Here is a 12,287-nt window from a genome sequence, read left to right as displayed (position 1 = left end):
TTGCGCATGTCCAGGGTATTGGCGAGCGGTCTGGGTGACCAAAACATGGTGATCGAGGACGTGACGATCGAGACCGAGACCACGGGTCGGAAGCAGCCGAAGACCTCCGAAGTTCTGGTGTTCTCGGTGCGGCCCAAGGCGTCGCAGGCGGGCCGGTGCTCGCGGTGCCGGAAGCGGTGCCCGGGCTATGACGCGGGGGGCCGGGACGGGAACGGGATCAGGCGCTGGCGGACCCTGGATGTGGGGACCACAAAGGCGTATCTGCAGGCCGCGGCCCCGCGGGTGGCATGCGGCGAGCATGGGGTGGTGGTTGCGCATGTGCCGTGGGCGCGGCCGGGCGCCAAACACACCTGGGCGTTCGAGGACACCTGCGCGTGGCTGGCCGCGCACACCGCATTGAGTGTGCTCACGGTGCTGCTGCAGATCGCCTGGCGCACCGTGGCGGCGATCGTGACCAGGGTGGTGGCCGATGGCCGCGACACCAACGACCTGCTCGCCGGACTGTCGCGGATCGGCATCGACGAGATCGCCTACCGCAAGGGACATCGCTACTTGACGTGCGTGGTTGACCACACGACAGGCCGGCTGGTGTGGGCCGGCGAGGGCCGCAACCAGGACACGCTGGGCCGGTTCTTCGATCAGCTCGGCGCCGAGCGGGCCAAGCTGCTCACCCACGTCAGCTGCGACGGGGCGGAATGGATCCACGCCCTGGTGCGTGCCCGCGCGCCGCAGGCGCTGATTTGCCTGGATGGGTTTCATGTCGTGGCCTGGGCCATGAAGGCACTGGACAAGGTGCGGGTACGCACCATGACCCGCGCCGGGATCACCGATCGGCACGCCATGTGGGCGACCCGCAAGAACCCGGCTGACCTGTCCTGCGAGCAGCGCACCAGCCTCGCTAAGATCGCCGACACCAACCGCACCCTCTACCGGGCGTATCTGCTCAAAGAGCAACTACGCGAGGTGTTTCGGGTCAAGGGCACCCACGGGCGGCAGCTGCTGGCCGGCTGGCTGTCGTGGGCGTCGCACTCACGCATCCCCGAGTTCGCCGCGCTGGCCCGCAGCATCCGCCGCTACCGCGACCTCATCTGGAACACGCTCGATCACGGCCTGTCCAACGCCCGATCCGAAGCCACTAACACCCACCTGCGGGCATTAACCAAACGCGCCTACGGATTCCACAGCCCAGACGCACTCATCGCCATGGCCATGCTCACCCGAGGCGGCCTCTGCCCAGCACTACCCGGACGGAAATGACCCACTACAACGTCAGTAGATCCAAAGGGCGTCGATCGTGGGGTATTCGTAGGCGAGGGTGGGCGAAAGCTCTTGCCCCAGCCAGGATTCCAAGTCGGCAGTCAGCTGGACCGCACGAACGGAATCCAGGCCGTAGTAGGCGAACGGACGCGACGGGTCGATATTCGCCGGCGGGACGCCGAGTTCACGGGAGAGCCGGGCGCCCAGCCATTCGGCGATCTCCGCGGCGCTGGGCCCGACGTGTTCCGGCGAGACGGTGGCCGGGGGCGCATCGGGCGCCGGTGCGCGCCATTCGGCGACGGGCTCGAGGCTGCCGTCGAGGAACTGCTGCCGGCAGGCGGACCGCTGGATCTTCCCGCTGGACGTGGTCGGAATCCGCAGCGGCTCCACCAGGACAACGGCGTGCGCCTGGATCTCGTGGCGCTCGGTGATCGCGGTCCGGATCGAGTCCAGGATTTCGTTGAGTTCGGCCTCGCCGAGCTGCTGGTGGTTCACCTCCTGGACGACGACGAGCTCTTCGGCGAGACCGGGTCCGGGAGCGACCGAGAAGGCCGCACCCCGGCCGTGCAGCAGCGCCTGATGGCAGGCCTGCACGGTCACCTCGATGTCCTCGGGGTAGTGATTGCTGCCGCGGATGATGATGAGGTCCTTACGGCGTCCGGTGACGAACAACTCTCCCGACCGGAAGAATCCCAGGTCCCCGGTACGGAGGAACGGGCCACGCCCGGTGTCGGCGAGATACGCCGAGAACGTCTCTTCGCTCTGCTCGGGCCTCCCCCAGTACCCGTGTGCAACGCTCGGCCCGGCGACCCAGATCTCGCCGACCTCGTCGGCGTCGCACGGCCGCCGGGTCTCCGGGTCGACGATGACGACCTCCTGACCGCCCTGCGGATGACCCAAACCGACCAACGTTGTGGCGCTCGGGTTTTCCGGATCGACCTCCGCAACACGGCCGTCGCGCAGCGCGATCCGGTCTATGTGCCGCACCACCGGCACCGGCGAGTCCGACCCTCCGGAGACCAGCAGCGTTCCCTCCGCCAGCCCGTACACCGGGTAGAACGCCTCCGGACGAAAACCCGACGGGGCGAAGGCCTCTGCGAACCGCTCGAGGGTTTCGCTGCGTACCGGCTCGGCACCGCACATGGCGATCGACCAGTTGGACAGGTCGAGTGCCGCGCGCTGCTCGGGGGTGCTGAGTTCGACACACAGCTCGTAGGCGAAATTGGGCGCGGCGGTGATCATGCCGCGATGCCGGGACAGCGATTCCAGCCACCGCATCGGACGCTTGATGAAGGCGTTCGGCGGCATGAGGGTGCACGTCCCCCCGACATAGAGCGTCTCGAGGATGCCGCCGATGAGACCCATGTCGTGGTAGGGCGGCAGCCAGAAAACTCCGTATCCGGTCCTGTCGAATCCCGATTTCCAGGTCTGGCGGATGGTTTCCAGGTTGTGCACCAGGTTGCCATGCGACAGCACGACACCTTTCGGTGCGGCCGTGGACCCCGACGTGTACTGCACCATGGCGACCGTGCCGCCGTCGACTTCCGGCGGCACCCACAGCCGTGCGTCGCCCGCCGTGTCGGTGACGAACCACCGCAACGGACTTCCCTTGACCAGCCCGTCCACCGTCGGCTTGATTCTCTCCAGCATCTCGGCGTTGGACAGCGCGAAGACGGGTTGCGCGTCGGCGATGATCGACTCGACGCGCGGGACCAGGTGATCGCGCACCGGCGGATGCACCGGTACGGCGACCGCTCCGGCGTAAAGACAGCCGAACAGGGCGGCGATGAAGTCCAGACCCGGTGGGCAGAGGACCAGGACGCGCTCGCCCGCGGCGCCCTGCTGCTGCAGGTTCGACGCGATCCGCCGCGCCCGGGCGTCCAGCCCCTCATAGGTCAGCACGCTGCTCTGCGTTTCCTCGCCATCGCGGGAATAGGTGAAGGCGGCGGCATCCCGATAGCGTCCCGCCCGGTACTGCAGTTGCCCGATCAACGTCGGTGCCATCAGGCCCGCGTAATCGTCCGTAGCGCTTTCGGGTTCGTCCTGATCGTATTTCTGTGCCATCAGCTTTTCTCCGTGTCGACCGTCGGGCGTGGCGGCAGACGATGCTCGGTGTACTCCTCGAGCCGTTTGCGGAACGCCTCCACGGTGTAGCCGTCGACGACCGCATCGGTGCGTGCGCGCACCGTCGCCGAGCGCGTCATGCGAAACAGCGGCCCGAGCTCCCCGACATACTCGCCGGGGGCGACGATCTTGACCAGATCCTCGGATCCGTCGGCCGATTGGCGGACCACCTCCAGTTCGCCGTCGGCGACGACATAGATCAGGTCGCCCATGCCGCCCTGCTCGAACAGCACCGAACCGCTTGCCAGATGCACGGTTTCGGGCTCGCCGTCCGTCGTGGCGAAGTCCGGCATCAGCCGGACCACGCGGTCGGCGTACGGCAGGATCCGCGTGTCGTGGGTGGCGACCACGACGATGCGGTCCCCGCCGGCCAACTCCCGCAGCAGCTGCAGAACCCCTTCCGCGCGGACGTAGTCGAGGTGAGCCGTGGGTTCGTCGGCCAGGATCAGGGGCGGGTCCAGTGCGATCGCGCGCGCCACCGCCACCCGTTCTCGCTCACCGCCGCTGAGGTCACCGGGCCGATGCGTCATGCGGTCGTGCAACCCGGCACGAACCAGCAACTCCGCGGCGCGTTCGCGCGCCGCCCGCTGCGACCAGCCGGCCGCCCACAGCGGCACCATCACGTTCTCCACCGCGGTGAGGCTTGCCACCAGGTTGAACGATTGGAAGACGATGCCCACGGTGCGGCGCCGGTAGGTGGTCAGCCTGCGCCGGTCCAGCGTCGTGACGTCGATGTCGCCGACCTGGATGCTCCCGCTGGTCGGGCTGAGTATGCCGCCGACGCAGGACAGCAACGTGGTTTTCCCGCACCCGCTGGGGCCCAACAGGATCACCAGCGATCCGGCCGTGACTTCCAGGTTGAGGCCGTCGAAGACGCGGAACGGCTCTGCGCCGTTGGAGTATTCGACGACGAGGTCTTTGACGCGTAGGTCGCCCATGGTCACGCGGCTCCGAACGCGAGCACCGGGTCGATCGCGACCGCACGCCGCAAGCCGGCCAGGCTCGCCAACAGGCCGATCAGCACCGCGGTCGCCGTCAGCGACAGGAAGGCCGAGGTGGTCACCACCACGAGCATCGGAAACAACGGGCCGATCAGCACGGCCAGCAGACCACCCAGCATCGCGGCGGCCAACGCGACGAGCACCGCCTGCAGCATGAGCCCGGCGAGCACCGAGTGTGTGGCGACACCAAGGGCTTTGAACACCGCGAAGTCGCGGGTGCGCTCCAGCGCAGAAAGATAGACCAGCGATCCCACGATCGACGCGGCAACCGCCCACAGCAGAATCGTCAGGTACCGCATCGCCAGGCGGGCCATGTGCAGCGGGCGGATCATGTCCTCGACCGCGGCGCGGCGGTCCACGATGCGAAAGCCGTCGGGGACGTGGGTGGGGGTGCCGCGCAGACCGACGGCGGAGATCACCTTCTGCCCCGAATACATCAGCCGCTGCGCCTCGGCAACGGTCACGAACGCATTGGGTTGGCCCGCCAGCGTGGTCGACTTGTTGACCAACCCGACGACGCGCAGCAGCTGCGAGCCCATCTCGACGTTGTCGCCGACGGAGCGCCGCAGCGTGGTCGACACGGCGACCTCACCGAGGCTCACCGGTGCCCGCCCCGCCGCGATCGGCGGCATGCCCTGCAAGGGCACACCGTAGACGTTGACGTTCTCCGGTGAGCGGGCATCTTGCAGGATGATGTTGCTGTAGATCACCGGGATCGCCGATTCGACGCCCGGAAGCCGGGCGATATCCCGGACATCCGCCTCCGGAAACCTCGATGAACCGATGAACGGACCCACCGCGCCCGCCTTGATGAGGTAGGTGTCGATGCCTATCGAGTCGACCAGGCGCTGTGCCTCGACCCGCGTACCGACCATCATCCCGGCGATGATGAGTGTCATCGCGAAGACCATTCCGGTGCCGACGGCCGCGATGACGAAGCGTCGCTGTCGCCACTGGATGTCCCGCAATGCCGTGATCAGCATTCCCATGCGCGCCTGTTCGCGCAGTTCGCCGATGTGCCCCACAACCAACCTCCGATGTGCCCTCCCAGCAAGAATTGCCATGTCAGGGTGGGTCTCGTAGAGGCGAAAGGCCTTGATCGGCGGTGACCTACGCCCGCTTTGCGTCGGGCCCCAGCATCTTCTCGAACGCGATCGGGCGGAACGGGCCCCAGGACGGGAGGGAATCGGCGGGCACCCGGGTGTAGCCGGTGGCGTCGTAGAGCGCCTCGGCCTCGGGTTGGCGATTGCCGGTGATCAGGTACAGCCGCCGGTATCCGCGCGCGGCGGTCTCGGCTTCCAGCGCCGCCAGCAGCGCCCGCGCGTACCCCCGGCGCCGATGCGCGCGGCCGGTCCAGATCCGTTTGAGTTCGGCGGTGTCGGCGTCGTAACGGCGGAAGGCGCCGCCGGTGACCGGGACGCCGTCCAGCACGCCGATCAGCAGGGCGCCGTCCGGTGACACCAGTTCCCCGGGCGGGACGGGCAACCAGGCCAGGTGCGTGCTGGGCGTGCCGCCGTAGCGCTGCGCGTACTCGACGGCCAGTTCGGCCAGCAACGGCTGCGCGAGCGGGTCATCCTGGGCAACGGAGACGAACCGAAGCATCGGATAAGCCTCTCACGCGCGGCGGTCAGCCGGTCGCGACCGGGGCCGGCGCCGGCACCGCCGCTTCGCCGCCCACGAGCCGACGATGCAGCCGCGCCAGGGGCCGGGGCGCCCACCAGTTCAGCTCCCCGAACACGTGCATGAAGGCCGGGACCAGCAGCATCCGCACCAACGTGGCGTCGACGACGATCGCGATCGTCAACCCGACCCCGAACATCCGCATGAACGAGACCTCGGCCGAAAGCAGGGCGGCGAACGAAATCGACATCAACAGCGCCGCGGCGGTGATCACCCGGCCCGTGCGGGCGACGCCCAGCGCGATGCTCGTGCCGTTGGCGGCGCGGGTCCGCGGCGAGGCCATCCAGTACTCGCGGATGCGGGCGATCAGGAAAACCTCGTAGTCCATGGACAATCCGAAGGCGATGCAGAACATCAGCACCGGGATGTTGACCACCAGGGTGCCCGTCGGGGTGGTGCCCAGCGCGCCCAGATGCCCGTCCTGGAAGACCCACACCAGGGCGCCGAACGCCGCCGTCAGCGACAGGATGTTGAGCAGCACCGCCTTGATCGGCAGGACCACACTGCCGGTGAGCACGAACAGCAACGCGAGCGTGACGACCGCGATGCAACCGAACACCAGCGGCACCAGCGAGACGATGGCGTCCACGCTGTCGCGATTGGTCTGCGCCATCCCGGTCATCTGCACCGCCCGGCCGCCCGGCGGCGCCACCGCGTGCAGACGGTCCAACTGGTCCTCGGATGCCGGGGAGTACAGCGGGGCGGTGCCGTCGACCGTCAGGTAGGCGCTGCCTTCTGCGACCACGGGCGGCGACACCGCCGACACGTCGGGCACGCGCGACAGCCGGGCGGCGTAGGCGTCGAGATCGGGCACCGTCAGGCCGGCGATCGACGGGATGACGACGGTCACCCTGGTCTCGGAGTTCGCGGCGAATGCGCTGCGCATCTGATCGCTGACCGCCCGCGCGGTCGCCGACGCCGGCAGCACCCGGTCGTCGGGGTAGCCCCATCGGACGCCGAGGAAGGGGGTGCCGAGCACGAGCAGCAGGGCGATGATGGCCAGGCCCACCGGGATCGCCTGCCGCATGGCCAGATTCGCGATCCGATACCACAAGCTCCGCTCGACGGGCCCTGGCTGCGGTTCGGGGCGTCGCAACAGCCGGCGACCCGCCCGCCAGACGTTCAGCGCGTCGATCCGGTCGCCCAGCAGCACCAACACGGCCGGGGCCACGGCGACGGCCGCCAAGGCCGAAAGCGCCACCACCGCGACGCCGGCGTAGGCGAACGACTTCATGAACGGCATCGGGAACAACACCATCGCGGCCAGCGACAGGGCCACCGTCGTCGCGGAGAACAACACCGTGCGCCCCGCGCTCGCCATGGTCTTCCGCAGGGCCTGTTCGCGCGGGGTACCACGGTCCAGCTCCTCGCGATAGCGGCTGATGATCAGCAGCGTGTAGTCGATCGCCAACGCCAGCCCCAGCGCGGCCGCGACGTTCAGCGCGAAGACCGACACGTCGGTCACCAGCGCGAGGGCGCGCAGCGCCGCGAGCGAACCCAGGATCGCGAATCCGCTCACGGCCAGCGGGACGGCCGCGGCCAGCAGCCCGCCGAAGACCCACACCAACGCCAGGAAGCTCAGCGGGATCGCGATGACTTCCATTCGCACCAGGTCTTTTTCGGTCTGGTGGTTGACCTCCGCATAGACGATCGCCGTGCCGCCCGCCCGCACCCGCACGCCGTCGCGCTCGCGCGTCAGCCGGTCCGCCAGCGCCTGCGCGTGCCGGGGAGCCTCCGTTTCGCCGCCTTTGAGTTCGGCGATGATCAGCGCGGACTTCCCGTCGGCGCTGATCAGGCCCGGCGCCGGCCGCGGCGAGTCCCAGGGCGAAGCCACCCGCGCCACGCACGGCGACGCCGCGAGTTGCCGGACGACGTCGATGCCGACGAGCTTGCCCGGGCCGGCCCGTACGCCGCCGTCCGCACTGACCAGCAGCGCCATGTCCAACCCGCCCTGGCCGAACTTGTCCGCCAGCAGCGCGGTGGCACGGGCGGACTCGGATGCCGGATCCGCGAATCCGCCCGCCGACAGGCTGCGCACGGCGGGAAGACCGAACGCTCCCGCGGCGATCATGAACAAGATCGCGAGCGCGACGACCCGTCGCGGCGCGGCGACGGCGATCCGGGTCACGTCCAGAGTTCCCGCTCGTTGAGCGCGATGTCGTCCAACGGCCTTCGCGCGCAGTCGACGCGGTCGCTGATCATGCATTCGATCTCCTCGGTCGCGCCGTGGCGATGGTCAACGTTTCGCCAGCGCTCGAGCGCGGACCGGCGAGCCGAGCCCGGATATTCAGATTATTAACCATTAAGTTACTGAAGTAAACCCTGGATCCGGCGGTCCGCCGTGAGCGCTAACGCCGGGTCGCGGTGACGAACCCCGGGAACAGTGCCGCGTCGTCGAGTCCGCCGCGCCGGCCATCCCCATGTCCGCGAACAGCGCGGCGACGTCGCGTTCGACGGTGAGCCAGCCGGGCCCGGTCAACTGCTTTGGGAAATAACGATATTCGCCGAGATAGGGGTGTGCGCCGCGAGTATGTCGATGAGTCCGGTCGTGATCGGGGTGTCGCCCTTCAGCAACCCCTTGTCGGTGCACACCGCCCGGGCGACCGCACCGAAGGTCGCCGTCACACCCACGCCGGTGGAGGGATCCCAGCTGTCGTGGTCGGCGGGTTGCATCGGGTCAGGCGCCGGAGCGGCGCCGCCGGGCCAGCTCCACGGCAGCCCGCCAGCCGAGCAACAACACCGCGGTGACCGAGGAGGCGACCACCACGAAGCTCGCCGCCACCCCCGCCGAGGTGGCCTTGCGCAACACCATGCCGACCACCACGGTGGACAGCCACACCACCACCCCGGTGGGGACCACCGCCGTGGGCCGTCGCCAGCCACGCGCCGCCACCCAGCCGATCAGGGTGCCGGACAGGAACGGCCACGCCGTGGCCGCCACGCCGCTCACGGTGATGCCCTCGTCGTGGCTGCGACGCCCGACGGCGCAGAACACCAGCACACCGACGACGTCTACGACCAGGTACGCGAGCCGTCGCATGCAGCGAGGATACCGGGCGGCGCCGGTGCCCTTGACCCTGCGGGCGCGGTGAACCTAGATTCGTCGGCAATGAACAGCCATTCACAGAGCAGGCTCGCGGTGGTGACGGGCGCCGGATCGGGCATCGGCCGGGCGATCGCGCTGGCCTTCGCCGCCCGGGGCGACCGCGTCGTCGCCGCCGACCTCGACGAGGCGGCCGCCGCGGCCACCGCCGAGCAGCAACCCGACCTGATCACCGCGCTGCCGGTCGACGTCGCCGACCCCGCGCGGGTCGACACGCTGCGCGACCGGACCCACAGCGAAGCCGGCGTGCCCAGCATCGTCGTCAATGCCGCCGGCTGGGACCGCACCGATCAATTCCTCAATGCCACACCGGAATTCGCGGCGAAGGTGGTGGCCATCAACTACCTGGGACCGGTGCACGTGTGCTCGGCGTTCCTGCCCGGCATGATCGAGGCGGGCTCGGGCGGGCGCGTCGTCAACGTGGCCAGCGACGCCGGCCGCGTCGGCAGCGCGGGCGAATCAATCTACGCCGGCGCCAAGGGCGGGGTCATCGCGCTGACGAAGTCGCTGGCCCGCGAGATGGCCCGCCACCAGATCACGGTGAACTGCGTGTGCCCCGGCCCCACCGACACCCCGCTGTTCCACGCGCAACCCGAGAAGCTCAAAGAAGCGCTGGTCAAGGCGATCCCGTTTCGCCGCCTGGCGCGGCCAGACGAGGTCGCCGCGCCGGTGCTGTTCTTCGCCTCCGAGGCGGCGTCGTTCATCACCGGACAGGTGATCAGCGTGAGCGGCGGCCTGACGATGGCCGGTTAGTGGCAGGCTGAGTCCCATGAGCACCCAGACACCGCCCCCCTTCGACCGCGCCGACCCGCTGTCCCTGGACGCGTCGCTGTCCGGCGACGAGATCGCCGTGCGCGACACGGTCCGACAATTCTGCGCCGAGCACGTCCTCCCCCACATCGGGGAGTGGTTCGAGATCGGCGACCTCCCGGTCCGCCAACTGGCCAAGCAGTTCGGCGAACTCGGCCTGCTGGGAATGCACCTGCACGGCTACGGGTGCGGCGGGGCCTCGGCCGTCCACTACGGCCTGGCCTGCACCGAACTGGAGGCCGCCGACTCCGGCGTCCGGTCGATGGTGTCGGTGCAGGGTTCGCTGGCGATGTTCGCGATCTGGAAGTTCGGATCCGAGGAGCAGAAGCGGCAGTGGCTGCCCGGCATGGCCGCCGGCGAGCTGCTCGGCTGCTTCGGGCTGACCGAGCCCGACGCCGGGTCCGATCCGGCCGCGATGAAAACCCGGGCGCGCCAAGACGGTTCGGATTGGGTGCTCAACGGCCGCAAGATGTGGATCACCAACGGCTCGGTGGCCGACGTCGCGGTCGTGTGGGCCGCCACCGACGACGGGATCCGGGGCTTCGTCGTGCCCACGGACACCCCGGGGTTCGCCGCCAACACCATCCACCACAAGCTGTCGCTGCGGGCGTCGATCACCAGCGAGCTCGTGCTCGACGACGTCCGGTTGCCCGCCGACGCGATGCTGCCCGCGGCCAAGGGACTGCGCGGCCCGCTGTCGTGCCTGTCGGAGGCGCGCTACGGCATCATCTGGGGATCGATGGGGGCGGCCCGCTCGGCGTGGCAGGCGGCCCTCGACTACGCCACGCAACGCACCCAGTTCGGCCGCCCGATCGCCGGATTCCAGCTGACCCAGGCCAAGCTCGCCGACATGGCGCTCGAGCTGCACAAGGGTCAGCTGCTCTCGCTGCACCTGGGCCGGCTGAAGGACGGCGCCGGGCTGCGCCCCGAGCAGGTCAGCTTCGGCAAGCTCAACAACACCCGCGAGGCGATCAAGATCTGCCGCACCGCCCGAACCATATTGGGCGGCAACGGCATCTCGCTGGAATACCCCGTCATCCGGCACATGGTCAACCTCGAGTCGGTGCTGACCTACGAGGGCACGGCCGAGATGCACCAACTCGTGCTCGGCCAGGCGTTCACCGGCAGCGACGCCTTCCGCTGACAGGAGAACCCGCATGGCACGCCTGGAATACACCGCCGAGCACCAGCAGTTCCGCGAGCTGGTCCGCGATTTCGTGCGGCAGGCCGTCGCCCCCAACCACGAGAGCTGGGAGCGCGACGGCCAATGGGACCGGTCGCTGTTCACCGAGGCCGGAAAGCTTGGGCTGCTCGGGTTTTCGGTGCCCGAGCGGTTCGGCGGCCCGGGCGTCGACGACTTCCGCTACAACGCGATCGTCATCGACGAGCTGCAGCGGGCCGGGGCGGCCGCCGAGTCGATCGCCGTCACGCTGCAGAACGACATCGTGCTGCCCTACCTCACCGACCTGACCACACCCGAGCAGCAGCAACGCTGGCTGCCCGGAGTGGTGACCGGGGAGACCGTGCTCGGGATCGCGATGACCGAACCCGGCGTCGGCAGCGACCTCGCCGGCATCCGGACGTCGGCGGTGCGCGACGGTGACCACTACGTGGTCAACGGCGCCAAGACGTTCATCTCCAACGGGCAGTGCGGCGACCTGTTCGTCATCGCGGTGCGCACCTCGCCGGACCGGCACAAGGGGCTGTCGCTGCTGGTGGTCGACGCGGACACCCCCGGCTTCTGCCGCGGCCGCAACCTGGAGAAGATCGGCCTGCACGCGCAGGACACCAGCGAGCTCACCTTCACCGACATGCGCGTGCCGGTGGACAATCTGCTCGAGCAGGAGGGCAGGGGCTTCTACCAGCTGGTGGGCAACCTGCCGCAGGAGCGGCTGGCGCTGGGGGTGGGCGCCGTGGCCGCCGCCGAGGCGATCCTGGCCGAGACCCTGGACTACGTGCGCGGCCGCACGGCGTTCGGCTCACCGATCTCCAGCTTCCAGCACAGCCAGTTCGTGCTCGCCGAACTCGCCACCGAAATCGACATCGCCCGAACGTTTCTCGATGACTGCCTGGCCGAACACCTGGAAGGCAAGCTGACCGCCGCGCGGGCCGCGAAGCTGAAATGGTGGACCACCGACCTGCAGGTGCGCACCGCCGACCGCTGCCTGCAGTTGCACGGCGGATACGGCTACATGCGGGAGTACGCCGTGTCGCGGGCGTTCGTCGACGCCCGCATCCAGACCATCTACGGCGGCACCAACGAGATCATGAAGACGATCATCGCCAAGGACCTGGGTATCTAGAGGCGTCTC

Annotated in this window: 11 protein-coding genes; 4 read left to right on the top strand and 7 right to left on the bottom strand. The window is 69.1% G+C overall.

Annotated features, from left to right (window positions below; genetic code table 11):
- The gene (locus ACJ512_RS03255; protein WP_369736942.1) at positions 1-1,257 is read left to right on the top strand and encodes an ISL3 family transposase; all 1,257 of its coding nucleotides are present in this window, start codon (positions 1-3) and stop codon (positions 1,255-1,257) included.
- 12 nt (positions 1,258-1,269) lie between these two features.
- Here ACJ512_RS03255 and ACJ512_RS03250 read toward each other — a convergent pair whose 3' ends face one another.
- From ACJ512_RS03250 to ACJ512_RS03220, 7 genes are all read right to left on the bottom strand, one after another.
- Positions 1,270-3,321, bottom strand: coding sequence for an AMP-binding protein (locus ACJ512_RS03250; protein ID WP_461479966.1), 2,052 nt, complete (start codon positions 3,319-3,321; stop codon positions 1,270-1,272).
- Complete coding sequence (locus ACJ512_RS03245; protein WP_407689036.1) at positions 3,321-4,319, bottom strand: ABC transporter ATP-binding protein; 999 nt, start codon at positions 4,317-4,319, stop codon at positions 3,321-3,323. Before ACJ512_RS03245 ends, ACJ512_RS03250 begins: the two co-directional genes overlap by 1 nt.
- Positions 4,320-4,321: 2 nt before the next feature.
- On the bottom strand, positions 4,322-5,365 hold the full coding sequence (locus ACJ512_RS03240; RefSeq protein ID WP_407689037.1) for an ABC transporter permease: 1,044 nt from the start codon (positions 5,363-5,365) through the stop codon (positions 4,322-4,324).
- Between the two features lie 127 nt (positions 5,366-5,492).
- Positions 5,493-5,984 carry a GNAT family N-acetyltransferase gene (locus tag ACJ512_RS03235; RefSeq protein ID WP_407689028.1) on the bottom strand — a complete coding sequence of 164 codons (492 nt, stop codon included), beginning with the start codon at positions 5,982-5,984 and terminating at the stop codon, positions 5,493-5,495.
- Between the two features lie 25 nt (positions 5,985-6,009).
- Positions 6,010-8,133 carry an MMPL family transporter gene (locus ACJ512_RS03230; protein ID WP_407689038.1) on the bottom strand — a complete coding sequence of 708 codons (2,124 nt, stop codon included), beginning with the start codon at positions 8,131-8,133 and terminating at the stop codon, positions 6,010-6,012.
- Between the two features lie 404 nt (positions 8,134-8,537).
- Positions 8,538-8,735, bottom strand: coding sequence for a hypothetical protein (locus ACJ512_RS03225; RefSeq protein WP_407689029.1), 198 nt, complete (start codon positions 8,733-8,735; stop codon positions 8,538-8,540).
- Positions 8,736-8,739: 4 nt separating this feature from the next.
- Entirely contained in the window at positions 8,740-9,102 is a 363-nt protein-coding gene (locus ACJ512_RS03220; RefSeq protein WP_407689030.1) for a DUF3054 domain-containing protein, read from the bottom strand.
- Between the two features lie 69 nt (positions 9,103-9,171).
- On the opposite strand from ACJ512_RS03220, the gene ACJ512_RS03215 reads away from it, so the two are divergent.
- From ACJ512_RS03215 to ACJ512_RS03205, 3 genes are read left to right on the top strand one after another with little or no spacing between them, the layout of a single operon-like run.
- A complete protein-coding gene (locus tag ACJ512_RS03215; protein WP_407689031.1) occupies positions 9,172-9,918 on the top strand; it encodes an SDR family NAD(P)-dependent oxidoreductase in 747 nt (248 codons plus the stop codon).
- Between the two features lie 16 nt (positions 9,919-9,934).
- The gene (locus ACJ512_RS03210; RefSeq protein ID WP_407689032.1) at positions 9,935-11,119 is read left to right on the top strand and encodes an acyl-CoA dehydrogenase family protein; all 1,185 of its coding nucleotides are present in this window, start codon (positions 9,935-9,937) and stop codon (positions 11,117-11,119) included.
- A 13-nt stretch (positions 11,120-11,132) separates the two neighbouring features.
- Positions 11,133-12,278, top strand: coding sequence for an acyl-CoA dehydrogenase family protein (locus ACJ512_RS03205; RefSeq protein WP_407689033.1), 1,146 nt, complete (start codon positions 11,133-11,135; stop codon positions 12,276-12,278).
- Positions 12,279-12,287 lie beyond the last annotated feature (9 nt).

This window comes from Mycobacterium cajalii (assembly GCF_045809005.2).
GTDB lineage: Bacteria > Actinomycetota > Actinomycetes > Mycobacteriales > Mycobacteriaceae > Mycobacterium.
This window is presented reverse-complemented; position numbering and strand designations above follow the sequence as displayed.